The 25737-nt window shown below is 62.3% G+C and carries 22 protein-coding genes and 2 tRNA genes; 16 read left to right on the top strand and 8 right to left on the bottom strand.

Features of this window, described 5'->3' with window-relative positions; translation table 11 throughout:
- Positions 1 to 53: 53 nt before the first annotated feature.
- Complete coding sequence (locus ABX298_RS07845) at positions 54 to 521, top strand: DUF2867 domain-containing protein (RefSeq protein WP_367394268.1); 468 nt, start codon at positions 54 to 56, stop codon at positions 519 to 521.
- A gap of 102 nt (positions 522 to 623) precedes the next feature.
- Here the strand turns inward: ABX298_RS07845 and ABX298_RS07840 are convergent, their stop codons facing one another.
- The 4 genes from ABX298_RS07840 to ABX298_RS07825 form a co-directional block, all read right to left on the bottom strand.
- Positions 624 to 2189: an iron ABC transporter permease gene (locus ABX298_RS07840; RefSeq protein ID WP_286100652.1), complete on the bottom strand. Its 1566-nt coding sequence runs from the start codon at positions 2187 to 2189 to the stop codon at positions 624 to 626.
- On the bottom strand, positions 2189 to 3202 hold the full coding sequence (locus ABX298_RS07835) for an extracellular solute-binding protein (protein ID WP_013974422.1): 1014 nt from the start codon (positions 3200 to 3202) through the stop codon (positions 2189 to 2191). The genes ABX298_RS07840 and ABX298_RS07835 overlap by 1 nt, the downstream gene beginning before the upstream one ends.
- 314 nt (positions 3203 to 3516) lie before the next feature.
- Positions 3517 to 3603 (bottom strand) — tRNA-Leu (locus tag ABX298_RS07830).
- Positions 3604 to 3691: 88 nt separating this feature from the next.
- Positions 3692 to 3778 (bottom strand) — tRNA-Leu (locus ABX298_RS07825).
- Between the two features lie 271 nt (positions 3779 to 4049).
- Between ABX298_RS07825 and rnr the strand changes: the two genes are divergently transcribed.
- The 8 genes from rnr to ABX298_RS07785 all read left to right on the top strand — a co-directional run bounded on the left by rnr (position 4050) and on the right by ABX298_RS07785 (position 13738).
- Positions 4050 to 6626, top strand: coding sequence for a ribonuclease R (gene rnr / locus ABX298_RS07820; RefSeq protein ID WP_025340822.1), 2577 nt, complete (start codon positions 4050 to 4052; stop codon positions 6624 to 6626).
- A complete protein-coding gene (rlmB, locus tag ABX298_RS07815; RefSeq protein WP_003259007.1) occupies positions 6623 to 7369 on the top strand; it encodes a 23S rRNA (guanosine(2251)-2'-O)-methyltransferase RlmB in 747 nt (248 codons plus the stop codon). Before rnr ends, rlmB begins: the two co-directional genes overlap by 4 nt.
- Before the next feature lie 306 nt (positions 7370 to 7675).
- A complete protein-coding gene (gene rpsF, locus ABX298_RS07810) occupies positions 7676 to 8101 on the top strand; it encodes a 30S ribosomal protein S6 (protein ID WP_013974420.1) in 426 nt (141 codons plus the stop codon).
- 28 nt (positions 8102 to 8129) lie between these two features.
- Entirely contained in the window at positions 8130 to 8360 is a 231-nt protein-coding gene (gene rpsR, locus ABX298_RS07805; RefSeq protein ID WP_003249563.1) for a 30S ribosomal protein S18, read from the top strand.
- A gap of 33 nt (positions 8361 to 8393) precedes the next feature.
- Positions 8394 to 9257 (top strand): hypothetical protein, encoded by an 864-nt coding sequence (locus ABX298_RS07800; protein WP_003259010.1) that lies wholly within the window; start codon positions 8394 to 8396, stop codon positions 9255 to 9257.
- A 20-nt stretch (positions 9258 to 9277) separates the two neighbouring features.
- Positions 9278 to 9724 (top strand): 50S ribosomal protein L9, encoded by a 447-nt coding sequence (gene rplI, locus ABX298_RS07795; protein WP_003249568.1) that lies wholly within the window; start codon positions 9278 to 9280, stop codon positions 9722 to 9724.
- A gap of 113 nt (positions 9725 to 9837) precedes the next feature.
- On the top strand, positions 9838 to 11235 hold the full coding sequence (gene dnaB / locus ABX298_RS07790; RefSeq protein ID WP_015271992.1) for a replicative DNA helicase: 1398 nt from the start codon (positions 9838 to 9840) through the stop codon (positions 11233 to 11235).
- A 202-nt stretch (positions 11236 to 11437) separates the two neighbouring features.
- Positions 11438 to 13738, top strand: a complete 2301-nt coding sequence (locus ABX298_RS07785; protein WP_025340820.1) for a YgiQ family radical SAM protein — start codon at positions 11438 to 11440, stop codon at positions 13736 to 13738.
- Between the two features lie 136 nt (positions 13739 to 13874).
- Here ABX298_RS07785 and ABX298_RS07780 read toward each other — a convergent pair whose 3' ends face one another.
- Positions 13875 to 14462, bottom strand: coding sequence for a TIGR00730 family Rossman fold protein (locus tag ABX298_RS07780; protein ID WP_025340819.1), 588 nt, complete (start codon positions 14460 to 14462; stop codon positions 13875 to 13877).
- 349 nt (positions 14463 to 14811) lie between these two features.
- Here ABX298_RS07780 and azu point away from each other — a divergent pair, with 349 nt between their 5' ends.
- On the top strand, positions 14812 to 15261 hold the full coding sequence (gene azu, locus ABX298_RS07775) for an azurin (protein WP_015271990.1): 450 nt from the start codon (positions 14812 to 14814) through the stop codon (positions 15259 to 15261).
- Between the two features lie 141 nt (positions 15262 to 15402).
- Here the strand turns inward: azu and nadE are convergent, their stop codons facing one another.
- Together nadE and pncB are read right to left on the bottom strand one after the other, a co-directional pair.
- Entirely contained in the window at positions 15403 to 16230 is an 828-nt protein-coding gene (nadE, locus tag ABX298_RS07770; protein ID WP_013974414.1) for an ammonia-dependent NAD(+) synthetase, read from the bottom strand.
- 3 nt (positions 16231 to 16233) lie between these two features.
- Positions 16234 to 17439: a nicotinate phosphoribosyltransferase gene (gene pncB, locus ABX298_RS07765; RefSeq protein WP_025340817.1), complete on the bottom strand. Its 1206-nt coding sequence runs from the start codon at positions 17437 to 17439 to the stop codon at positions 16234 to 16236.
- A gap of 525 nt (positions 17440 to 17964) precedes the next feature.
- On the opposite strand from pncB, the gene ABX298_RS07760 reads away from it, so the two are divergent.
- From ABX298_RS07760 to ABX298_RS07735, 6 genes are all read left to right on the top strand, one after another.
- Entirely contained in the window at positions 17965 to 19101 is a 1137-nt protein-coding gene (locus ABX298_RS07760) for a branched-chain amino acid ABC transporter substrate-binding protein (RefSeq protein ID WP_015271988.1), read from the top strand.
- 157 nt (positions 19102 to 19258) lie between these two features.
- Positions 19259 to 20173, top strand: a complete 915-nt coding sequence (locus ABX298_RS07755) for a branched-chain amino acid ABC transporter permease (protein ID WP_013974411.1) — start codon at positions 19259 to 19261, stop codon at positions 20171 to 20173.
- Between the two features lie 2 nt (positions 20174 to 20175).
- The gene (gene livM, locus ABX298_RS07750) at positions 20176 to 21477 is read left to right on the top strand and encodes a high-affinity branched-chain amino acid ABC transporter permease LivM (RefSeq protein ID WP_084785280.1); all 1302 of its coding nucleotides are present in this window, start codon (positions 20176 to 20178) and stop codon (positions 21475 to 21477) included.
- On the top strand, positions 21474 to 22349 hold the full coding sequence (locus tag ABX298_RS07745; protein ID WP_286100649.1) for an ABC transporter ATP-binding protein: 876 nt from the start codon (positions 21474 to 21476) through the stop codon (positions 22347 to 22349). Before livM ends, ABX298_RS07745 begins: the two co-directional genes overlap by 4 nt.
- The gene (locus ABX298_RS07740; RefSeq protein WP_015271986.1) at positions 22346 to 23062 is read left to right on the top strand and encodes an ABC transporter ATP-binding protein; all 717 of its coding nucleotides are present in this window, start codon (positions 22346 to 22348) and stop codon (positions 23060 to 23062) included. Before ABX298_RS07745 ends, ABX298_RS07740 begins: the two co-directional genes overlap by 4 nt.
- Before the next feature lie 696 nt (positions 23063 to 23758).
- Positions 23759 to 24526, top strand: a complete 768-nt coding sequence (locus ABX298_RS07735; RefSeq protein WP_075046516.1) for an SDR family oxidoreductase — start codon at positions 23759 to 23761, stop codon at positions 24524 to 24526.
- 98 nt (positions 24527 to 24624) lie between these two features.
- Here ABX298_RS07735 and ABX298_RS07730 read toward each other — a convergent pair whose 3' ends face one another.
- A complete protein-coding gene (locus ABX298_RS07730) occupies positions 24625 to 25722 on the bottom strand; it encodes an AGE family epimerase/isomerase (RefSeq protein ID WP_367394267.1) in 1098 nt (365 codons plus the stop codon).
- Between the last annotated feature and the right edge of the window lie 15 nt (positions 25723 to 25737).

The following is a 25737-nucleotide window of genomic DNA, read 5'->3' as shown; positions in this document are numbered from 1 at the left end:
TCCGTGGGGAGTGTTGCTATGATGGCAATGACACATGGCAAACGGAGTTGTTCATGTCAGCTCAACTGGTCGCCGCCCCGGCCGCCCTGGATTTTTTCCATTGCGACAGCGTGCATGTCAGCGCGCCAATGACCGCTCTCCAGGCCTACTGCGCCATGACTTCTGACGTCCCAGGCTGGCTGGCCAAAGCCTTTCGCCTGCGCGATTTAATCTCGCGCCGCTTCAATGTCACTGCTATCCACGGTTTCTCATCGCGCAGCCCCGAACGTTTGCCGGCAGTGGGTGAGCATCTGGACTTTTTTCTGGTCGAGGCAATCAGCGACCAGCAATTGGTCCTGACCTCGCGTGACACGCACCTGGCGGTGATGGTGAGCATGGATCTGGATGAGCAGAGGGATGGCCAGCAGCGTTTGAGCGTGACCACCTCGGTACAGTGTTTCAACCGCTTCGGCCGCCTCTACATGCTGCCTGTCGGCAAGGCGCATGGGCCAATCGTCCGCCGGATGCTGCGTAACATCTGATGGCCTCATCGCCGGCAAGCCAGCTCCCACAGGTACTGCACAGGCCTAAGGGCGGCGCGGTACCTGTGGGAGCTGGCTTGCCGGCGATGAAGGCGACGCGGATCAAGCCTTGTTCAGATACATCCGCGTAGTCAGCAGATACACCGGCAACCCCGAAACCACAATCAACAACGCCGCATAAGGCGCTGCCGCCGCGAACTCGACGTTGGCCGTGTGCGCCCACACCTCGGTGGCCAGGGTGGTCATGCCGGTCGGGCTGAGCAGCAAGGTAGCTGTCAGTTCCTTCATGGCATCCAGGAACACCAGGGCAAAGGCTGCCGCCATGGCCGGGAAGATGATCGGCAGGGTCACCCGGCAGAACGCGGTAAAGCTGCTCGCGCCCAAGGTTCGTGCCGCTTCCTCCAGGGTAGGTGAAGCCTTGTTCAGTGCGGTGCGCACCGGCGACTGCGCCAGCGGCAGGAACAGCAGCGCATAGGCCAGCAGCAACAGTGCCGTGGTCTGGTACAGCGCCGGCACGTAATGCAGGGCGAAGAATACCAGGGTCAGGGCAATCACCAGGCCGGGCAGGGCGTGCAACAGGTATGGCAGGCGCTCGGCCCAAATTGCCAGGCGGCCCTTGTAGCGCACCACCAGGAAGCTGATTGGCAGGGCTAGCAACACGCAGAAACCGGCACCCCCCAGCGACACCGACAATGAGGTGAACAGCGCCTTGGAAATGGCTGCCACAGGGAATGCCGCCGATGAACCCACGCTCAACCAGTAGCCGAGCATGGCCAGCGGAATACCGCTGCCCAACACCGCCAGGCCCACGCAGAACAGTTGCGCCAGCACTGCCCAGCCACGCAGCCGCACCGGTTGTGCTCGCCGCGCCACACCCTGGCCGATGCGCACATGACGGGCTTTGCCACGTACTCGCAGTTCAAGCCACAGCATCACCAGGCACATCGCCAACAGTACGGCGGACAGCATGGCCGCGTTGGCATTGCTGAACTCCAGTTCGAACTGCTGGTAAATCGCCGTGGTGAAGGTTTGCAACCCGAGGATCGACAAAGCGCCGAACTCCACCAGCATGTGCAGGGCGATCAGCAGCGCGCCGCCCAGCATCGATGGCCACAGCAGCGGCAGGGTGACCTTGATGAATACACCCCAGCGGCTGCAACCCAGCGTACGTGCCGACTCCTCCAGCGAGGTATCGAGGTTGCGCAGGGTCGCGGCCACCGGCAGGAACACCAGTGGGTACTTGGACAGGGCCATGACCATGATCGCCCCGCCCAGCCCTTCGAAGTCCGAGCTCAGCGACACCCAGGTGAAGCTGCTGACGAACGACGGCACGGCGAACGGCAGGCACAGCACCACGCCCCACAACCGGCGGCCGGCCAGGTTGCTGCGCTCCAGCAGCCAGGCCAAGGCCAGGCCGACCACCATGCAGGTCAGCGTCACCCCGACCATCAGCATCAGTGTGTTGCGCATCAGCCCCCAGACAAACGGCCGCCACAGCAGGTGCAAGGCTTCGCGCCAGCCGGCCTCCCAGGCTTTCATGGCAACGTACAGCAAAGGCAGCAAGCTCATCGCTACCAGGAACAGCACAGGCAGCACCACCCAGACAGAGGGGCGCTTGCGGCGCGGTACGAAGCGTACCGGCACCGGCTCGGACAGGGCGGCAGTCATCAGAGCAGGCCGACCTCGCGCTCAAGCTCGATCGCTTCCTCGGCATTGCCCAGGTCGGCTGGTGAGATCTTCGGTGGGCGCAGGTCTTCGAACGGTTTCAGGCCACGGTCGGAGACCATGCCTTTGTGCAGCGGGTACTCGGCGGTGGTCTGGGTGATCACGCGCTGGCCTTCTTCGCTGGCCATCCAGTTGAGCAGGGCCTGGGCTTCTTTCGGGTGCTTGCTGGCCTTGACCACGGCTGCGCCGGAAATGGTGACCAGGTTGCCGGCATCGCCATCGGCCAGGTAGTAGAGCTTGGTGTCCAGCTTGCCGCGCTCGCGCTCAAGCGCATACCAGTAGTAGTTGTTCACTAGTACCGCAGCCACTTCGCCTTTTTCCACGGCTTTGAGGGCGACCATGTTGTTGGTGTAGGTCTTGCCGAATGCCTTCAGGCCGGTCAGCCATTCTTCGGTGGCTTCTCGCCCGTGCATCTTCAGGATGGCCACGGCCTGTTCCTGGAAGGCGCCGCTGGTGGGCACATAGCCGACGCGGCCTTCCCACTCAGGGTTGGCAAAGTCCATCACTGTGGTCGGCAGGTCTTTCTCGTCGACCTTCTTCGGGTTGAACACGACGATGCGCGTACGGGCGGTAATGCCCATCCAGGTGCCGTTGGCGCCAACGTATTCCTTGGGCATCATGTTCGCGGTGGCGTCGTCGATCTTCGCCAGCAGGCCCAGTTCGCCCAGGTTGTTCAGGGGAGGGGACTCTTCGGTATAGATGATGTCGGCCGGCGAGCGTTCGCCTTCCTCGATGATCTGGCTGGCCAGCTGGTTGCTGCTGCCCTTGCGGATATCGATGTGGATGCCGGTCTTGGCCTCGTAGGCCTTGGCGATGGCCTCGCCGATTTCCTTGTGCTGACCGTTGTACATGGTCAGGGTGACCGGTGCGTCTGCCATGGCGGCCGGAGCGCCGATGGCCAGGCTCAGCACGGCGGCGGCCAAGGTACGCATCAGCGGTTGCGGGCGGATCGTCATGCGGGTACTTCCTCGCTTACGGCTACATATTTGGAAACAATGGTAAACGAAATCGTTTCTCAAGTGGCCGGGTGACGAGAAATTCATGGTCAGACCATGGTGCAAGAGGCTGAAGGTGTGTTGGCTGTGTTGGCCTCTTCGCGGGTAAACCCGCTCCCACAGGGGCATCACAGGTCTTGAGGGGAGTGAAATACCTGTGGGAGCGGCTTTAGCCGCGAAGAGGCCGGCACAGGTTTGCACCTATGATCGAAAGAGGAGGGATACAAAAATCGCAGGCAAGAAAAAACCCACTAGCAAGCTAGTGGGTTTTTGTATGGTGCCCAGGAGAAGACTCGAACTTCCACGACCGTTAAGTCACTGATACCTGAAACCAGCGCGTCTACCAATTCCGCCACCTGGGCAAAGCTTTACATCATCTGGAGAAGGCGACTATCGTTCGCTTTCACACAGTAGTAACAGATCCTTGGTCATCTGTTACTTGAAAATATTTGGTGCCCAGGAGAAGACTCGAACTTCCACGGCCGTTAAGCCACTGATACCTGAAACCAGCGCGTCTACCAATTCCGCCACCTGGGCACACATTCGAGATTACTTGATGCTTTACAGCGCCGCTCATCTCTACTACAACTTCGGGGTTGTCCGTCGTTGTGGTGCGCACTATACGGACGGTCCGGGGGGCTGTAAACCCCCCAAGCGAAAAAAATTTCAAAAAATTCAACTTGTTGATTCCGCAGGCCTATTCCTGCTCGCCGGAGGCGCCGGTGGGGCTGTCCAAGGCTGACATTTCCGGTTTCAATACGCCTATGCCAGAATTCATATCTATATACCCCAAGGTGAACCCCTTCTGATGGCCGATTGGCAATCCCTCGATCCCGAGGCCGCTCGCGAAGCGGAAAAATACGACAACCCCATTCCCAGCCGTGAGCTGATCCTGCAGCGCCTCGCCGACCGTGGCGAACCGGCCGCACGCGAGGAGCTGGCGGCCGAGTTCGGTCTTTACGACGAAGACCAGATCGAAGCCCTGCGCCGCCGACTGCGTGCAATGGAGCGCGATGGCCAGCTTATCTATACCCGGCGCGGCACTTATGCCCCGGTAGACAAGCTGGACCTGATCTGCGGTCGCGTCTCCGGTCACCGCGATGGCTTCGGCTTCCTTATTCCGGACGACGGCAGCGAAGATCTGTTCCTCAGCCCGTCGCAGATGCGCCTGGTGTTCGACGGTGACCGCGGCCTGGCCCGCGTATCCGGCGTCGACCGCCGTGGCCGCCGTGAAGGCGTGCTGGTCGAAATCATCTCCCGTGCCCACGAAAGCGTGGTCGGCCGTTACTTCGAAGAAGGCGGTATCGGCTACGTGACCCCGGACAACCCGAAGATCCAGCAGGAAGTGCTGGTCACTGCCGGGCGCAACGGCGGTGCCAAGATTGGCCAGTTCGTCGAGATCAAGATCACTCACTGGCCGACCCCGCGCTTCCAGCCGCAAGGCGATGTGGTCGAGGTCATCGGCAACTACATGGCGCCGGGCATGGAAATCGACGTTGCCCTGCGCAGCTACGATATCCCGCATGTCTGGCCCAAAGATGTGATCAAGGAAGCGCGCAAGTTCCGCTCCGAAGTCGAAGAGAAGGACAAGGAGAAACGCGTCGACCTGCGCCACCTGCCGTTCGTCACCATCGACGGCGAGGACGCCCGTGACTTCGACGACGCCGTCTATTGCGAGCCGCTGGGCAAGCTGCGCCTGTTCTCCGGCGGCTGGCGCCTGTATGTGGCCATTGCCGACGTGTCCAGCTACGTGCGCCTGGGTTCGGCCTTGGACGTCGAGGCCCAGCAGCGCGGCAACTCGGTGTACTTCCCCGAGCGCGTGGTACCGATGCTCCCCGAAGAGCTGTCCAACGGCCTGTGCTCGCTGAACCCGCATGTCGATCGCCTGGCCATGGTCTGCGAAATGACCATGAACAAAGCCGGCCAGATGGTCGACTACCAGTTCTACGAAGGCGTCATCCACTCCCACGCCCGCCTGACCTACAACAAGGTCAGCAGCATGCTCGAGCACTCCCGCACCCGTGAGGGCAAGGCGCTGCGCGAGGAGTACAAGGCAGTCGTGCCGGACCTGAAGAACCTTTACAACCTGTACAAGGTGCTGGTGGAGGCCCGTCACACCCGTGGCGCGATCGACTTCGAGACCCAGGAAACCCGCATCATCTTCGGTGACGAGCGCAAGATCGCGGAAATCCGCCCGACCGTGCGCAACGACGCCCATAAGCTGATCGAGGAATGCATGCTGGCGGCCAACGTGGCCACCGCCGAATTCCTGCAGAAGCATGGCGTGCCGGCCCTGTACCGCGTGCACGACGGCCCACCGCCAGAGCGTCTGGAAAAGCTGCGCGCCTTCCTGGGCGAACTGGGCCTGACCCTGCACAAGGGCAAGGACCCGTCGCCGAAGGATTACCAGGCTCTGCTGGCGAGCATCGCCGGGCGCCCGGACTTCCATCTGATCCAGACCGTGATGCTGCGTTCGTTGAGCCAGGCGGTGTACAGCACCGACAACAACGGCCACTTCGGCCTGAACTACGAGGCGTACACCCACTTCACCTCGCCGATCCGTCGCTACCCGGACCTGCTGGTGCACCGCGCCATCCGCAGCATCATCCGTTCTAGGGTCGAAACCCCGCACGTCAAGCGTGCCGGCGCCATGAGCATCCCCAAGGCGCGCATCTACCCGTACGACGAGAACACCCTCGAGCAGCTCGGCGAGCAGTGCTCGATGACCGAGCGCCGGGCCGATGAAGCCACCCGTGACGTGGTCAACTGGCTCAAGTGCGAGTTCATGAAGGACCGCGTGGGCGAGACTTTCCCGGGTGTGATCACCGCGGTGACCGGTTTCGGCCTGTTCGTCGAGCTGACCGATATCTATGTGGAAGGCCTGGTGCACGTCAGTGCGCTGCCGGGCGACTACTACCACTTCGACCCGGTGCACCACCGCCTGTCTGGCGAGCGTACCGGGCGCAGCTTCCGCCTGGGCGACACGATCGAGGTCAAGGTCATGCGCGTCGACCTCGACGAGCGCAAGATCGACTTCGAAGTGTCGGAAAAGACCCTCGCCGCCCCGATCGGCCGCAAGCAGCGTGGTGCTGCACCGGCTGCCGGCCAGGCCGAGCAGGCCCCGGTCGAGGCCAAGGCCACACCGAAGCCGCGCAGCCGCAAGAGCGAGACCGCCGAGGCGTACTTCCCGAAAGACGCTGTGCAGCGTAACGCCGAAGTGCGCAAGAGCCGCGAAATGAAGAAGGCGCTGATGAGCGAGGCGCGCAGTGGCGGCCATGCCAGCAGCAAGTCGGACAAGGGTGGCAAGGCCTCCGGCAAGCCGACCAAGCACCGTAAAGGCCCGTCGAAGTCCGGCGCGCCACGCAAGAGCAAGAGCAAGTCATGAGTCAGCTGGAAAAGATCTACGGCGTGCACGCCGTGCAGGCATTGCTGCAGCACCATCCGAAGCGGGTCAAGCAGATCTGGCTGTCGGAAGGGCGCAGCGAGCCACGCCTGCAGGCGCTGCTGGCGCTGGCCGCGGAAAATCGCGTGGCGGTCGGCCAGGCCGAGCGCCGTGAGATGGATGCCTGGGTAGAGGGCGTGCATCAGGGTGTGGTCGCCGAGGTGAGCCCGAGCCAGGTCTGGGGCGAGTTGATGCTCGAGGAATTGCTCGAACGCACCGAAACACCACCGCTGATCCTGGTGCTGGATGGCGTGACCGACCCGCACAACCTTGGCGCCTGCCTGCGTACCGCCGATGCCGCCGGTGCCACGGCAGTGGTGGTGCCCAAGGACAAGTCCGCAACCCTGACGCCGGTCGTGCGCAAGGTGGCCTGTGGCGCTGCGGAGGTGATCCCGCTGGTGGCCGTGACCAACCTGGCGCGCACCCTGGAAAAACTGCAGCAGCGTGGCCTGTGGGTGGTAGGTACCGCCGGCGAGGCCGAACAGGAAATCTACCAGCAGGACCTGACCGGGCCGCTGGTGATGATAATGGGCGCGGAAGGCAAGGGCATGCGCCGGCTGACCCGCGAGCATTGCGATTTCCTGGTGAAGTTGCCGATGGGCGGTAGTGTCAGTAGCCTGAACGTGTCGGTGGCGACTGGCGTGTGCCTGTTCGAGGCTGTGCGTCAGCGTCAGGCCAAGCGCTGATCTTCGGCCTGTACCGGCCCTATCGCCGGCAAGCCGGCTCCCACAGGTGCAACACAAGGTTCAGCACCTGTGGCGATCCTGTGGGAGCTGGCTTGCCGGCGATAGGGCCAGTGCAGGAATAAAGTGCTTCAGGCTGTTCAAATATTCACCAATCACCTTGCTTGTACGCCTCGCCTTCTCTACAATTGCGCCCCTTGCCGAGCTGGCAGGCGCACATGTGCCTCCCCTCCGTGCAAGACATACAGTGTCATTCACTCCTTGTCTGACCAGATTCGCTGGCAGACTACTAACCCGTAAGGAGCATTCATGCGTCATTACGAAATCATCTTCCTGGTTCACCCGGACCAGAGCGAGCAAGTCGGCGGCATGGTTGAGCGTTACACCAAGCTGATCGAAGAAGATGGTGGCAAGATCCACCGCCTGGAAGACTGGGGCCGTCGTCAACTGGCCTACGCAATCAACAATGTTCACAAGGCTCACTACGTGATGCTGAACGTTGAGTGCACCGGCAAGGCCCTGGCCGAGCTGGAAGACAACTTCCGCTACAACGATGCCGTTATCCGTAACCTGGTCATCCGTCGCGACGAAGCCGTTACCGGCCAGTCCGAGATGCTGAAGGCTGAAGAAAACCGCAGCGAGCGCCGTGAGCGTCGTGAGCGTCCTGAGCATGCTGAATCCGCCGACGGCGACGACAGCAATGACAGCGACTCCAGCGATAACGCTGACGAGTAATCCACGGACCTTTAGAGGAGCCTATTAAATGGCACGTTTCTTCCGTCGTCGTAAATTCTGCCGCTTCACTGCTGAAGACGTGAAAGAGATCGACTTCAAAGATCTCAACACCCTGAAAGCTTACGTATCCGAAACCGGCAAGATCGTTCCAAGCCGTATCACCGGTACCAAAGCTCGTTATCAGCGTCAGCTGGCTACCGCTATCAAGCGCGCCCGCTTCCTGGCCCTGCTGCCCTACACCGACAGCCACGGCCGCTGAGACCGGGTCGTCGACAAGCAGTAAGGGATTAGCATGCGAGCGTTAGCAAGTTTCATCATGCGCGGTCGTGTGCAGGCCACCCTGGTGGTGGTCATCAGCGCGGTACTGCCGCTGCTGTTCTGGTTGAGTGCCGCTGCCGGCAGCCTTGTGCTGCTGCGGCGTGGGTTCAAGGATGCTACAACGGTCATCGCCGGCGGCCTGCTGGCCGGGCTGGCCGTGTGGGTCATGGGCGATCCCATCACCTTTCTGGTGATCGCGGGTGCCCTGGGCCTGGCTGCGCTGTTGCGCGCCGAGCATCCCTGGAGCCGGGTGTTGCTGGTCAGTGCCGTGTTCGCCGTGGCTTTCAGCCTCGTGCTCGATCTGGCGCTGGCGCAAACCTTCGATGTGCTGGCCAAGGCGTTTGCCGAAGCCATGCCGAAAATCGAGGGGCAACCGGTGCTCTCCGGTGAGCTGATCCGCCCTGTGCTGGTCGCTTCCACAGCAGTGACGGTGCAATTGTTCAGTGTGCTGGCCCTGGTGCTGGCGCGCTACTGGCAGGCAGCGTTGTACAACCCTGGAGGCTTCGGTCGCGAGTTTCGCGCCCTGAAGTTGCCGAAACAGACCATGGCGGTCTTGGTGGCAGTGATGGTGGTGGCCCCGTTCATCGGGCCGCAGTTCATCGTCCTGGCATCGGCCTCGAGCCTGGTACTGGTGCTGGCCGGCATCGCCTTGATGCACGGGCTGGTGGCGCAGGGGCGACTGGCCGGTTTCTGGCTGGTGGGCATGTACGTGACGTTGCCGCTGATCATGCAGCTGATTTATCCGTTGCTGGTGGTTTTGGCCATTGTCGACAGCCTGATTGATTTTCGCGGTCGCAAGTCCCCCAAGGGGAATGACTCCGCGAACGGTGAAGGTTAAAAGTTAAGAGGTTTTACCAAATGGAACTGATCCTGCTGGAAAAAGTCGCTAACCTGGGCAACCTGGGCGACAAAGTAAAAGTTAAGGCTGGTTACGGCCGTAACTTCCTGCTGCCATTCGGCAAGGCCACCGTTGCCAACGCCGCCAACCTGGCTGCGTTCGAAGAGCGTCGCGCCGAGCTGGAAAAAGCAGCTGCTGACAAGAAAGCTTCGGCTGAAAGCCGCGCTGCCCAACTGGCCGAGCTGGAAGTGACCATCACTGCCACCGCTGGCGACGAAGGCAAGCTGTTCGGTTCGATCGGCACCCACGACATCGCTGACGCCCTGACCGCCTCCGGCGTTGAAGTGGCCAAGGCTGAAGTTCGTCTGCCGAACGGCACCATCCGTCAGGTTGGCGAATACGACGTAGCCGTGCACCTGCACAGCGATGTTGAAGCCACCGTACGCGTGGTCGTCGTAGCTGCCTAAGCTGCGCTGACTGGCTGGCTCCTTGTGGGTCAGGCGGTTAACATCGGGCACGGTCCTGTTTTCGACAGGCCGTGCCCTTTGTCTTTTTCATCCTCCAGAATTCTTTCGTGGCCATGAACGAGATCACCACCTCCGAACAGCTAGACCTGCAAACCGCAGCCCTGAAGGTGCCGCCGCATTCCATCGAGGCCGAACAGGCCGTGCTCGGTGGCCTGATGCTGGACAACAACGCCTGGGAGCGGGTGCTGGACCAGGTATCGGATGGCGACTTCTACCGGCATGACCACCGCCTGATCTTCCGTGCCGTGCACAAGTTGGCCGACGCCAACCAGCCATTCGACGTGGTGACCCTGCACGAGCAGTTGGACAAGGAAGGCCTTTCTTCGCAAGTCGGTGGGTTGGCGTACCTGGCCGAGCTGGCCAAGAACACCCCGTCGGTAGCCAACATCAAGGCCTACGCCGCGATCATTCGCGAGCGCGCCACCCTGCGCCAGCTGATCAGCATCAGTACCGATATCGCCGACAACGCGTTCAACCCGCAAGGGCGCAACGCCGAAGAGATTCTCGACGACGCCGAGCGGCAGATCTTCCAGATCGCCGAGGCCCGCCCGAAAACCGGCGGCCCGGTGGGGGTCAACGAACTGTTGACCATGGCCATCGACCGCATCGACACGCTGTTCAACTCCGACAGTGACATCACCGGCGTGTCCACCGGCTTCACCGACCTCGACGAGAAGACCAGCGGCCTGCAGCCAGCCGACCTGATCATCGTCGCCGGCCGACCGTCGATGGGTAAGACTACCTTCGCCATGAACCTGGTGGAAAACGCCGTACTGCGTACCGACAAGGCGGTGCTGGTGTTCTCCCTCGAGATGCCAGGTGAATCGCTGATCATGCGTATGCTTTCGTCCCTGGGCCGTATCGACCAGACCAAGGTGCGTTCCGGCCAGCTGGACGACGACGACTGGCCGCGCCTGACCTCGGCGGTGAACCTGCTCAACGACCGCAAGCTGTTCATCGACGATACCGCCGGCATCAGCCCCTCGGAAATGCGCGCCCGTACCCGCCGCCTGGCCCGTGAGCATGGCGAAATCGCCATGATCATGGTCGACTACCTGCAGCTGATGCAGATCCCGGGTTCGGCCGGCGACAACCGGACCAACGAAATTTCCGAGATCTCCCGCTCGCTCAAGGCCCTGGCCAAGGAGTTCAACTGCCCGGTCATCGCCCTGTCGCAGCTGAACCGCTCCCTGGAGCAGCGCCCGAACAAACGCCCGGTGAACTCCGACTTGCGTGAATCCGGTGCGATCGAGCAGGACGCCGACGTGATCATGTTCGTGTACCGCGACGAGGTGTACCACCCCGAGACCGAGCACAAGGGCGTGGCGGAAATCATCATCGGTAAACAGCGTAACGGCCCCATCGGCTTCGTGCGCCTGGCGTTCATCGGCAAGTACACCCGCTTCGAGAACCTTGCGCCGGGCATGTACAACTTCGACGACGACGAATAAACCACCGGCCTCATCGCCGGCAAGCCAGCTCCCACAGGGGCTCCACCGGCCTCAAGGCAGTGATCTCCTGTGGGAGCTGGCTTGCCGGCGATGAGGCCGGTACAGGCAAGCCATGAATCCGACAACCATCGTCGGATTTGGTCAAAATTTGTGCTATATTCCGCGCCCGCGATTTCCCTGCACACCAGAACCGGTCACTGACATGCAAGCAGCCAAACCACTCTACGACTATCCCAAGTACTGGGCCGAATGCTTCGGGCCAGCACCTTTCCTGCCGATGAGCAGGGAGGAGATGGATCTGCTCGGCTGGGATTCCTGCGACATCATCATCGTGACCGGTGATGCTTACGTCGACCACCCGTCGTTCGGCATGGCCATCATCGGCCGCCTGCTGGAGGCCCAGGGCTTCCGCGTGGGCATCATCGCCCAGCCGAACTGGCAGTCGAAAGACGACTTCATGAAGCTCGGCGAGCCGAACCTGTTCTTCGGCGTGGCCGCGGGCAACATGGACTCGATGATCAACCGCTACACCGCGGACAAGAAGATCCGTTCCGACGACGCCTACACCCCTGGTGGCCTGGCCGGCAGCCGACCGGACCGCGCCAGCCTGGTGTACAGCCAGCGCTGCAAGGAAGCCTACAAGCATGTGCCGATCGTGCTCGGCGGCATCGAGGCCTCGCTGCGCCGCATCGCCCACTACGACTACTGGCAGGACAAGGTCCGCCACTCGATCCTGATCGACGCCAGCGCCGACATCCTGCTGTTCGGCAACGCCGAGCGCGCGGTGGTCGAGGTGGCCCAGCGCCTGTCCAACGGCGAGAAGATCGAGACCATCACCGATGTGCGCGGCACTGCTTTCGTGCGTCGTGACACGCCTCAGGGCTGGTACGAGATCGATTCGACCCGCATCGACCGCCCGGGCCGCGTCGACAAGATCATCAACCCGTACGTGAATACCCAGGACACCCAGGCCTGTGCCATCGAGCAGGCCAAGGGCGACCAGGAGGACCCGAACGAAGCCAAGGTCGTGCAGATTCTCGACAGCCCGAGCATGACCCGGGAAAAGTCGGTGATCCGCCTGCCGTCGTTCGAGAAGGTGCGTAACGACCCGGTACTCTATGCCCATGCCAACCGGGTGCTGCACCTGGAGACCAACCCGGGCAACGCCCGCGCCCTGGTGCAGAAGCATGGCGAAGTGGATGTGTGGTTCAACCCGCCACCCATCCCCATGAGCACCGAGGAAATGGACTACGTGTTCGGCATGCCCTATGCCCGTGTGCCGCACCCGGCCTACGGCAAGGAGCGCATCCCGGCCTACGAGATGATCCGTTTCTCGGTGAACATCATGCGTGGCTGCTTCGGTGGCTGCACCTTCTGCTCGATCACCGAGCACGAAGGCCGCATCATCCAGAACCGCTCGCACGAGTCGATCCTGCACGAAATCGAAGAGATGCGTGACAAGGTGCCGGGCTTCACCGGCGTGGTCTCCGACCTTGGCGGCCCGACTGCCAACATGTACCGCATCGCCTGCAAGAGCCATGACATCGAGAAGCACTGTCGCAAGCCGTCGTGCGTGTTCCCGGGCATCTGCGAAAACCTCAACACCGACCACAGCTCGCTCATCGAGCTGTACCGCAAGGCTCGTGCCTTGCCGGGTGTGAAGAAGATCCTGATTGCCTCTGGCCTGCGTTATGACCTGGCGGTGGAGTCGCCGGAGTACGTCAAGGAACTGGTCACCCACCATGTCGGCGGTTACCTGAAGATTGCCCCGGAGCACACCGAGCGTGGCCCGCTGGACAAGATGATGAAGCCGGGCATCGGCACCTATGACCGCTTCAAGCGCATGTTCGAGAAGTTCTCGAAAGAGGCGGGCAAGGAGCAGTACCTGATCCCGTACTTCATCGCCGCGCACCCGGGCACCACCGACGAAGACATGATGAACCTCGCCCTGTGGCTGAAGGGCAACGGCTTCCGTGCCGACCAGGTGCAGGCGTTCTACCCGTCGCCGATGGCCTCGGCCACGGCCATGTACCACTCGGGCAAGAACCCGCTGCGCAAGGTGACCTACAAGAGCGAAGGTGTGGATATCGTCAAGAGCGAGGAGCAGCGCCGCCTGCACAAGGCGTTCTTGCGTTACCACGACCCGAAGGGCTGGCCGATGCTGCGTGAGGCGTTGCAGCGCATGGGCCGCGCCGACCTGATCGGGCCGGGCAAGCACCAGCTGATCCCGCTGCACCAGCCGCAGACCGATACCTACCAGAGTGCACGCCGCAAGAATTCGACCCCTGCGGGTAGCCACAAGGTGGGCAAGGAGCAGAAGGTTCTTACCCAGCACACCGGCCTGCCACCGCGTGGCAGTGATGGCAGCAAGCCGTGGGACAAGCGTGAAAAAGCCAAGGCCGAAGCGTTTGCGCGTAACCAGCAGGCGGCCAAGGAGCGCAAGGAAGCGGCCAAGGGTGGCAAAGGCAACAAGAAGCCGCGTCAGCCAGTGATCCCGCGCTGATCTCGGGGGGCCGCTTTGCGGCCCCATCGCCGGCAAGCCAGCTCCCACAGGAATTGCACAAAGCCCAAGGCTTGCACTGTACCTGTGGGAGCTGGCTTGCCGGCGATTGGGCTGCAAAGCAGCCCCTGTAACAGGTTTAGTCAGGCTTCTTGTCGACCCACTTCGGCGCCACCGGCGCAACAAAGCTGTCCATCCCGTCCAGCAGCTCATCAGGCTGCTGCCCCAGCAGCAACATCGCCCGATGCTGCGGCCGCACGAAGCCTTCTTCGACGATATGGTCGAGGAACCCGCCCAGCTTCTCGTAGAAGCCGTTCACATCCAGCAGCCCCAGCGGCTTGGCGTGATAGCCCAATTGGCCCCAGGTCCATACCTCGAACAACTCCTCCAGCGTACCCAGCCCACCGGGCAGGGCGATGAAGGCATCGCTCAGCTCGGCCATGCGTGCCTTGCGCGCGTGCATGCCGTCGACCACTTCCAGGCGGCTGAGGCCCTTGTGGCCGATTTCGGCATTCATCAGGCTCTGGGGGATGATCCCGATCACTTCGCCACCGGCCGCCATGGCCGCGTCGGCGACGGTGCCCATCAGGCCGACCGCGCCACCGCCATAGACCAGGGTCAGGCCGCGACGGGCAATCGCCTGGCCCAGCGCGATGGCCGCTTCACGGTAGGCAGGGTTGGCACCAATGCTGGCGCCGCAGAACACACAAACGGAACGTACGGGCATTGCTCATCTCCAGTCACTCAGGCTGACAGGGTAAGGCCCATGTCCTACAGTTCCAAGGCTGCTTTCACTCCGGTCGGGAGAATTCGCAGATGGCGCCGGTCGCTCCGTGGGCGTAGGCCGCCAGCAGGCTGTTCATCAGGCTACCAAGGGTCATTTCGTATTGCTCCTAAATGAGAGGTTGTCCCATCGTCCAATAAAAGGGCATGATGTGCCCTTGAATTGGTTGTATACAATCCATTGAACAATTCTACTGGCTGGCCTCTTGACAGCCCCTTGACCCATATCAGCAAGGGGCTGAACGGTTTCAGGCAGTCTCGCAATTGATAAAACCCTGCCAAGGAGATTCATGATGTTTGCGAAAGCTGTAGCGGTATCCCTGCTGACCCTCGCCAGCGCCTCTGTCTTCGCAGCCGAGTGCTCGGTGACTGTCGACTCCACCGACCAGATGTCCTACAACACCAAGGAAATCACCGTCGACAAGAGCTGCAAGGAATTCACCGTCAAACTGACCCACTCCGGCAACCTGCCGAAGAACGTCATGGGCCATAACCTGGTAATCAGCAAGACTGCCGACATGCAGGGCATTGCCACCGAAGGCATGAGCCAGGGTCTGGAAAAGGACTACATCAAGGCTGACAACGCCGCGATCATTGCCCACACCAAGATGATTGGTGCTCCTGAGAAGGAGACCGAGGTGAAGTTCGACGCTACCAAGCTGGAAGCCGGTGGCGACTACAGCTTCTTCTGCACCTTCCCGGGCCACATCTCGATGATGAAGGGCAAGGTCGTCGTCAAGTAATCAAAGGCTGACGGTGAACCCTGTGGGAGCGGGTTCATCGGGGCGCCGAACCGCCGCGAATACGTCGGTGGGTTCACCATTGCATTCGCGGCGGTTCGGCGTCCCGATGAACCCGCTCCCACAGGTCCGTCTATAGCCTTATCAAGGGGCGAACGGCAGTTCGCGCTTGTGCTGGGTCTTGCGGTAGGTGGCGACGATGATATCGAACGCTTCCTGGTCAACCGGCTGCCCATGCAGGAAGGCATCGATTTGCTGGTAAGTCACGCCATGGGAGGCTTCGTCCGGCTTGCCCGGCGCCAGGTCTTCCAGGTCCGCAGTCGGGACCTTTTCCACCAGTGACTCCGGCGCACCGAAGCTGCGCGCAATCGCCCGCACCTGGTTCTTCACCAGCCCGCTCAGCGGCGCCAGGTCGCAGGCACCATCACCGAACTTGGTAAAGAACCCCATCACCGCCTCGGCGGCGTGGTCGGTGCCGATCACCAGGCCCGCGCGGGCACCGGCGATGGTGTACTGGGCGACCATGCGGGTACGCGCCTTGACGTTGCCGACCACGAAGTCCACCAGCGTCGGCGAGCCGTTCTTCAACTCCACCACTTCAGCCGCCAGCGCCCGTACTGCCGGGGCGATATCCACGGTGTGCACTTCGTCGGCCTTGATCACTTCCAGGCACGCCTGGGCGTCATGCTCGTCATGCTGGACCTGGTAAGGCAGGCGCACGGCGATGAAGGTGTAGGCCTTGTCGCCGGTTTCGGCGCGCAGCTCGTTGATGGCGCGTTGGGCGAGCAGGGCGGCGGTCAGCGAGTCGACGCCGCCGCTGATGCCCAGCACCAGGGTCTTGAGCCGGGCGTTGGCCAGGCAATCCTTGATGAACGCCACGCGCCGGGCCACTTCGGCCTCGAGCGCGGCGGCGTCGGCGAACGGCGGCTGTACCTTCAGCGCCTGGGCAATCTCTTGCTGAACCGCTTGCATGGGTTACTCCTTGCTGGGGACTTTGAATACATGGCGCATGTAGGCGACGAAGTTCTCGTCGCGGCATTGGGTCTTGGCGGCTTCGTCCGAGATCTTCGCCACCGGCGCGCCGTTGCAGTCGGTCATTTTAAGCACGATGCTCATCGGGGCCACGCCCGGGATATCACAGGTCAGGTTGGTGCCGATGCCAAAGCTGACGTTGATGCGACCGCGCAGGGCACGGAAGATTTCCAGCGAGCGGGTCAGGTTGAGACCGTCGGAAAACACCAGGGTCTTGGTCATCGGGTCGATACCTAGTTTCTGGTAATGGGCAATGGCCTTTTCCGCCCAGGCCACCGGTTCGCCCGAGTCGTGGCGCAGGCCATCGAACAGCTTGGCAAAGTACAGGTCGAAATCGCCGAGGAAGGCATCCATGGTGATGCAGTCGGTCAGGGCGATGCCGAGCAGGCCGCGGTACTCGCGCACCCAGCAGTCCAGCGCGGCGATCTGGCTGTCGATCAGTCGCGGGCCGAGTTGCTGGTGGGCCATGATCCATTCATGGGCCATGGTGCCTAGCGGCTTGATATCCAGTTTCCATGCCAGGTCGACGTTGCTGGTGCCGACGAAGCGGCCCGGGAAATCGTCGCGCAGCACACGCACCACTTCTTCCTGCACACGGCTGGAAAAGCGCCGACGGGTGCCGAAGTCGGCCACCTGCAGTTCGGCCAGTTCATCGTCGCTGGCATGTGCGCGCAGCCAGTCGAACTTGCGGTACAGCTGGTCGCGGGCCTCGGCCAGGCGCATGCGCGGGTGCAGATGGCGGTTGCGCACTTCGCTGATGATCGCCAGCAGCGGCACTTCGAACAGGATCACATGCAGCCACGGGCCTTTCAGGCGCAGGAACAGCTGGTCGTTTTCTATCCCCAGGCGTACGTAGCGCAGGTTGAAGCGGAACAGGCGCAGAAAGCGCAGGAAGTCAGGCTTGAGGAAGCTGATACGTTCGAGGAAGGCCAGCTGGCCGTCATCCAGGGTGAGGTCGCTGAGCAGTTCGAGCTGGTTGCGGATCTCGCCGAGGTAGGGGCGCAGGTCCTCGCCGTTGCGGCAGCGGAATTCCCACTCGACGTCGGCGTCCGGGTAGTTGTGCAGCACGCCCTGCATCATGGTGAGTTTGTAGAAGTCGGTGTCGAGCAGGTTGTGCACGATGCGCTCGGCGAATGCGCTCTCGCTCATCAATGGGGCTCCGGAAGCGGCGAATGGCGGACATTGTGCCAGCCTTTTCGGCCTTGTTGTGCCTGTTGCGGCCCTATCGCCGGCAAGCCAGCTCCCACAAGTAACCCACAGGGCCGGAATTTGCAGTGTTACTGTGGGAGCTGGCTTGCCGGCGATAGGGCCGGAACTGCCAAAACAGAGGTGTTTTTCCGTGCACCAGCTAGCCTTGAAACGGTGCCGCCTGTAGCAATCGCGCACCAGCTGTGTGCAGTTCGGTGACGTCCGCTGTTACAGGGCGGTTGCACGTAAACACTTGCCAGGGTTGCAATGATGGCACCCGATGGTTGCTCCTTGTCTGTACGTGTGGTGGCGCCTGCCGCGTGGCAGACGGTTGCACGCTCAATAAAGAAAAGGCCGTCGGTCGCCTGCGGGCAACCTGCACAGTGTGTTTTCCCGGAAGACAAAACCTATGGCACGGCCCTTGCTCGGAGCACAGGGCTGAGAAGTTGTAGTGCCAACCAAAAAAAACTCTAGGAGCACCACCTCATGTCGCAGACGTTTTACAAGAAAGGTTTCCTGGCTCTGGCCGTAGCTACGGCACTGGGTGTTTCTTCGTATGTTCAGGCCGACGTCAAGATCGGTGTAGCGGGCCCGATGACCGGGGCTAACGCAGCGTTTGGCGAGCAGTACATGAAAGGTGCGCAGGCAGCGGCCGACAAGATCAACGCCGCCGGTGGCGTGAACGGCGAGAAAATCGTGCTGGTCAAGGGCGATGACGCCTGCGAGCCGAAGCAGGCCGTGGCCGTGGCCAACCGCCTGGTCGACCAGGACAAGGTGATCGGCGTGGTCGGCCACTTCTGTTCCTCCAACACCATCCCGGCCTCCGAGGTGTATGACGAGGCTGGCGTCATCGCCATCACCCCTGGCTCCACCAACCCACAAGTCACCGAGCGCGGCCTGGGCGCCATGTTCCGCATGTGCGGCCGTGACGACCAGCAGGGCATCGTCGCCGGCGACTACATCGTCGACGTGCTCAAGGGCAAGAAAGTCGCGGTGCTGCACGACAAGGACACCTACGGCCAGGGCCTGGCCGACGCGACCAAGGCACAGCTGGAGAAACGCGGCGTCAAGCCGGTGCTGTACGAAGGCCTGACCCGCGGCGAGAAGGACTTCAGCGCCGTCGTCACCAAGATCCGTTCCACCGGTGCCGACGTGGTCTACTTCGGCGGCCTGCACCCGGAAGCCGGCCCGCTGGTACGCCAGCTGCGCGAGCAGGGCCTGAAGGACGTCAAGTTCATGTCCGATGACGGCATCGTCACCGACGAACTGGTGTCCACCGCCGGCGGCGCGCAATACGTCGATGGTGTGTACATGACCTTCGGCGCCGACCCGCGCCTGCTGCCGGACAGCAAGGCGGTGGTGGAGGAGTTCCGCAAGGCCGGTACCGAACCTGAAGGCTACACCCTGTACGCCTACGCCTCGCTGCAGGCCCTGGCTGCCGCGTTCAACGGCGCCAAGTCGAACAAGGGCGAAGACGCTGCCAAGTGGCTCAAGGCCAACCCGGTGCAGACCGTCATGGGCGAGAAAAAGTGGGACTCGAAGGGTGACCTGACTGTGTCCGACTATGTGGTCTACCAGTGGGATGCCCAAGGCAAGTACCACCAGCTGGAAAAACAAAAATAACAACGGCCCACGGCCCGGGCGCGTCAGCCCCCGGGCCAAAGCCCCGCGGTACCTGTCTTTATCCGTAGATCTGCACAGTACTGCGCTGCGAGGGCCGCCTTGTCCCAGGCCCGCCGTGGTCGGCGCTCGTGCAATCTCAATCAGGTGAGATTGCGTTATGGATGGTATTTTCCTGCAGCAACTGGTCAACGGCCTGACCCTCGGGTCGGTCTATGGCCTGATCGCCATCGGCTACACAATGGTCTATGGCATCATCGGCATGATCAACTTCGCGCACGGCGAGGTGTATATGATTTCCGCGTACCTCGCGGCGATCAGCCTGGCATTGCTGGCTTATTTCGGTATCGAGTCGTTCCCCCTGTTGATGCTGGGCACCCTGTTGTTCACCATCGTCGTCACCGGCGTGTATGGCTTCACCATCGAACGCATCGCCTACAAACCCCTGCGCAACTCCACCCGCCTGGCACCGCTGATCAGTGCCATCGGCATCTCGCTGATCCTGCAGAACTACGCACAGATCAGCCAGGGCGCCCGCCAGCAAGGCGTGCCAACCCTGCTGGAAGGTGCCTGGCGTGTCGAAGTGGGCACCGGCTTCGTGCAACTGACCTACACCAAGATCTTCATCCTGGTGGCAGCCTTCGTTGGCATGGGCCTGCTCACCTACGTGATCAAGTACACCAAGCTCGGCCGCATGTGCCGTGCCACCCAGCAAGACCGCAAGATGGCCTCGATCCTGGGCATCAACACCGACCGGGTGATCTCCTACGTGTTCGTCATCGGTGCGGTGATGGCCGCCCTGGCCGGCGTGCTGATCACCATGAACTACGGCACCTTCGACTTCTACGCCGGCTTCATCATCGGCATCAAGGCGTTCACCGCCGCGGTGCTCGGCGGTATCGGCTCGCTGCCTGGCGCCATGCTCGGCGGGATCATCCTGGGTATTTCCGAGTCGCTGTTCTCTGGCCTGATCAACTCCGACTACAAGGACGTGTTCAGCTTCTCGCTGCTGGTGATGATCCTTATCTTCCGCCCACAAGGCCTGCTGGGTCGCCCGCTCGTGGCTAAGGTGTGAACATGTCCATTGCCAAAACTGCCTCCGTTACTGAAACCAGAAGTTTCGACATCAAACGCAGCCTGCTGGAGACCATCGTCGCCGGCCTGCTGGCACTCATCGTGTTTGGCCCTGTGGTCGGCGTGGTGCTCGACGGCTACACCTTCAATGCCGAGCCGCGGCGTGTGGCCTGGCTGGTCGGCGGGGTGATGCTGGGGCGCTTCCTGCTCAGCCTGTACCTGCAGACAGCCGCCGGCTCGCGCATGCTCCAGGGCTTCGAAAGCGGTGGCTCGGGCGTGCATGTGCGCGCGCCGGACTACGTATCGCGGCTGCGCTATATCATCCCTGCGCTGGTGGTGATTGCCATCGTCTTCCCGATCTTCGCCAACAAGTACCTGCTGACCGTGGTCATCCTCGGCCTGATCTACGTGCTGCTGGGCCTGGGGCTGAACATCGTGGTCGGCCTGGCCGGCCTGCTCGACCTGGGCTACGTGGCGTTCTATGCCATCGGCGCGTATGGCCTGGCGCTGGGTTACCAGTACCTTGGCCTGGGCTTCTGGAGCGTGCTGCCACTGGCGGCCATCGCAGCGGCGCTGGCGGGGTGCATACTCGGTTTCCCGGTGTTGCGGATGCACGGCGACTACCTGGCGATCGTGACCCTGGGCTTTGGCGAGATCATCCGCCTGGTGCTGAACAACTGGTTGTCGTTCACCGGCGGCCCGAACGGCATGCCGGCACCGGCGCCCACCTTCTTCGGCCTGGAGTTCGGCCGCCGGGCCAAGGACGGCGGGGTACCGATCCACGAGTTCTTCGGCTTCGAATACAACGCCAACCTCAAGTTCGTGTTCATCTACGCGGTGCTGTTCGCCGTCGTGCTGGCCGTGCTGTACATCAAGCACCGCCTGACCCGCATGCCGGTCGGCCGTGCCTGGGAAGCGCTACGCGAAGACGAGATCGCCTGCCGCTCGATGGGCCTGAACCACGTGCTGGTCAAGCTTTCGGCGTTTACCCTGGGTGCCTCCACCGCTGGCCTGGCCGGGGTGTTCTTTGCCACCTACCAGGGCTTCGTCAACCCGTCGTCGTTCACCTTCTTCGAGTCGGCGCTGATCCTCGCCATCGTCGTGCTTGGTGGCATGGGCTCGACCGTGGGTGTGGTGATCGCAGCCTTCGTGCTGACCGTGGCGCCCGAGCTGCTGCGCAGCTTCTCCGAATACCGCGTGCTGCTGTTCGGTGTGCTGATGGTGCTGATGATGATCTGGCGACCGCGTGGGCTGATCCGCATCAGCCGTACCGGTGTGACCCCGCGTAAAGGAGTGGCGCCATGAGCGACGATATCATTCTCTCGGTCGACAACCTGATGATGCAGTTCGGTGGCATCAAGGCGCTCAGCGATGTCAGCCTGAAGGTCCGGCGCAACCAGATCTTCGCCCTGATCGGCCCCAACGGTGCGGGCAAGACCACCGTGTTCAACTGCCTGACCGGGTTCTACAAGGCCAGTGGCGGGCGCATCGAGCTGAACGTGCGCGGCAGCCAAACCAATGTCATCCAGCTGCTCGGCGAGCGCTTCCAGGTGGCGGACTTCGTCTCGCCGGCGCGCTTTGCCAACCGCATGTACTACAAGATGTTCGGCGGTACCCACCTGGTCAACCGCGCCGGCCTGGCACGCACCTTCCAGAACATTCGCCTGTTCAAGGAAATGTCGGTGGTGGAGAACCTGCTGGTGGCCCAGCACATGTGGGTCAACCGCAACCTGCTGGCCGGAGTGCTCAACACCAAGGCCTACCGCAAGGCCGAGAGTGACGCACTGGACCACGCGTTCTACTGGCTGGAGGTGGTCGACCTGGTCGATTGCGCCAACCGCCTGGCTGGCGAGTTGTCGTACGGCCAGCAGCGCCGCCTGGAAATCGCCCGGGCCATGTGCACGCGGCCGAAGATCATCTGCCTGGACGAACCGGCAGCTGGCCTGAACCCACAGGAAACCGAAGCTCTCAGCCGCATGATCCGCGTGCTGCGCGACGAGCACGACATCACCGTGGTGCTGATCGAACACGACATGGGCATGGTCATGAGCATTTCCGACCATATCGTGGTGCTCGACCACGGCAACGTGATTGCCGAAGGCGCGCCGCAGGATATCCGCCACAACCCGACGGTGATCGCCGCCTACCTGGGTGCCGATGAAGAGGAACTGGTATGAGTGCACCCATTCTCGAACTGAAGGACCTGGACGTGTTCTACGGCCCGATCCAGGCGCTGAAAAAGGTCTCGATGCACATCAACGAGGGCGAGACGGTCAGCCTGATTGGCGCAAACGGTGCCGGCAAGTCGACCCTGCTGATGTCGATCTTCGGCCAGCCGCGGGCGGCGTCGGGGCATATCGTGTACCGCGGCACCGACATCACTCGCAAGTCGTCGCACTACATCGCTTCCAACGGCATCGCCCAGTCGCCGGAGGGGCGCCGGGTGTTCCCCGACATGACCGTCGAGGAGAATCTGATGATGGGTACCATCCCCATCGGTGACAAGCATGCCGACGAAGACATGCAGCGCATGTACGAGCTGTTCCCGCGCCTGAAAGAGCGGCGTAACCAGAGGGCCATGACCATGTCCGGTGGCGAGCAGCAGATGCTGGCCATTGCCCGCGCGCTGATGAGCCGGCCAAAGTTGTTGCTGCTGGATGAGCCATCGCTGGGGCTGGCGCCGATCGTGGTCAAGCAGATCTTTTCGACCTTGCGTGAGCTGGCCAAGACCGGGATGACCATCTTCCTGGTGGAGCAGAACGCCAACCATGCGCTGAAACTGTCGGACCGGGCTTATGTGATGGTCAACGGGCAGATTCGCATGAGCGGCACGGGGCAGGAGCTGTTGGTCAACGAGGAAGTGCGTAACGCCTATCTCGGCGGGCATTGAGTTGCATGCGGGGGCCGCTTTGCGGCCCTTTCGCCGGCAAGCCAGCTCCCACAGGTACTGCGCTGCCCTCAGGGCCTGTGTGGTCCCTGTGGGAGCTGGCTTGCCGGCGAAAGGGCTGCAAAGCAGCCCCATTCTGGATGTGGACAACTTCTACCACACCTCTCCGTTCACGCATCGCCACCCCATCCCAAGCCCTTGTTTCCACAGGCCCGATCTTTTCCACGGATAATGTGGAACCGCCTGTGGAAAACATGGTGGCATCTCGCTCAAGCCCTTTGATACCAAGCCCTGCAGCTTCATGATCATTTTTTGATCACAGGCACCTTGTGGATGATTTTCCCAGGCTTTTCAAAGCCCTGCATTCATTCCAAGGCTCCCGCAAAGCCTGTGGATAACCCTGTGAAAAAACCTTGGACAGACCGCTGCAGACGGCATGCTTGAAAGCCTTGCGCCATCACCGAAAAGATATCCACCGACCACAAGTCGCTGAAAGGGTTCCGCGCCATGGACAAGTTGCCCCCAATCCGTGGGGAAAGCCTTGTGGATAACGTGCGCATAGCTGGTTCCGAGCCCTCTGCTGCAAGGGTTTGCCGCATATGATCAAAAAATGAACAGTGCCCCGGGCGGGTTGCTGCAAGCGCCCGGCGCGGGCATGCTGCAAGCCTGCCGATGACAATCCACCGTGAGGAACAGAGCATGACGTCCACCGTATTCATCACTGGCGCGACTTCCGGTTTCGGCGAGGCCACTGCCCGCCGCTTCGCCGAAGCCGGCTGGAAGCTGGTGCTCACTGGCCGCCGCAAGGAGCGCCTGGACGCCCTGTGCGCCGAACTGTCGGCCAAGACCGAAGTACACGGCCTGGTGCTCGACGTGCGTGACCGCAAGGCCATGGAACAGGCCATCGCCAGCCTGCCGGCCGGCTTCGACAAGTTGCGCGGCCTGGTCAACAACGCAGGCCTGGCGCTAGGGGTGGACGCGGCGCAGAACTGCAGCCTGGACGACTGGGAAACCATGGTCGATACCAACATCAAGGGCCTGATGTACACCACCCGCCTGCTGCTGCCACGGCTGATCGCCCATGGCCGTGGGGCGTCGATCCTCAACGTAGGTTCGGTGGCGGGCAACTACCCGTACCCGGGCAGCAACGTGTACGGCGGCACCAAGGCCTTCGTCGGCCAGTTCTCGTTGAGCCTGCGCTGCGACCTGCGGGGTACGGGCGTGCGCGTGAGCAACATCGAGCCGGGCTTGTGCGAGAGCGAGTTCTCGCTGGTGCGCTTCGGCGGTGACCAGGCCAAATACGACGCCACCTATGCCGGTGCCGAGCCGATCCAGCCGCAGGACATTGCCGAAACCATCTTCTGGATCCTCAACCAGCCGGCGCATATCAACATCAACAGCCTGGAGCTGATGCCGGTGAGCCAGGACTGGGCAGGGTTCTCGATCGACCGATCGGTCAAAGGCTGATCCGAGGGCCTCTTCGCGGGTAAACCCGCTCCCACAGGTACTGCACCGGTTTCGGAGCAGGCGCTATCCCTGTGGGAGCGGGTTCACCCGCGAATGCGTCAGCTCAGGCGCTGCAACCCTTCCAGGCAAGTCGCCAAATGATAGGGCGTAGTAGAAGGCATATCATGCCGGCTGACACTACCTTGCCCATCCCGGCACTCATACCAGCCCGCCTCACGCAGGAACCGCGCTTCCAGCGCCTGCAACTGCCCGGCCAGCTTCGCCTCGCCCCCCGCCCGCAACACCAGCGCCCGCAGGTATTCCGCCTGCGCCCAGATCCGCTGGGTGGCGTCGAGCACCTGGCCATCCACATCCAGCATCGCCAGTACCGCGGTGTCCTTCACCCCGTACTGCTCGGCGTAGCCGAAAGCCCGGTCGATGGACGCATGCAGCGGCGTATCACGCAGCAGTGGCGAGGTATGCAGCAGGTAGAACCACTCGAACTGGTGCCCCGGCTCGAACCAGTTATCCACAGTGCCGCGTGGCTTTTCCAGCATCAGGCCGTGGGCGGGGTCGATGAAGTGTTCCTGCAGCGCCGCGCACAGGTGCAGCAACGACTGCTGGGCATGCTCGTCGTCACGCACCGCCAGCACCTGCAGGAAGGCTTCGGCCAGGTGCATCTGCGGGTTCTGCAGCGGGCCACTGCCAAGGTCGGCCCAGTCTTCAGCGAGGCTGGCTTCGTACAGGCCGTCGTCGCGGGCAAACTGCTGGTCGATGATGTCCAGCGCGGCGTTCAGCGTGGACTCCACCAGATTTTCACGCACCTTGCCCCAGTAATGTGCACAGGCGAAGACGATGAAGGCGTGGGTGTAGAGGTCCTTGCGCCGGTCCAGCGGTTTGCCCTGGGCGTCGATGCTGTAGAACCAGCCGCCGTGTTCGGCGTCGTGGAAGTGCTTCTGCAGCGAGCGGAACAGGGCGGCTGCACGCTCGGCTGCGCCCGGTTGCCCGATGCGGCTGCTGAACAGGTACAGCTGACGCGCGCAGGCCATGGCCCGGTAGCGCTGCACCGGCAATGGCTGGTGCTGGGCGTCCAGGGCCTCGTAGGGCAGGGCCATGTCGGCGTTCCAGCCCGGGCCTTGCCACAACGGCACGATGCGTTCGGCGAAGTGCTGGTTGAAGCGGGCCAGTTGGGGCAGGGTGGGGCGGGGGTCGGACATTTCGGCGCTCGTCGC

Source organism: Pseudomonas sp. X4 (assembly GCF_040784925.1).
Taxonomy (GTDB): domain Bacteria; phylum Pseudomonadota; class Gammaproteobacteria; order Pseudomonadales; family Pseudomonadaceae; genus Aquipseudomonas; species Aquipseudomonas putida_Z.
Note: the sequence above shows the minus strand (reverse complement) of the source record. Positions and strands in the feature narration are given on the sequence as shown.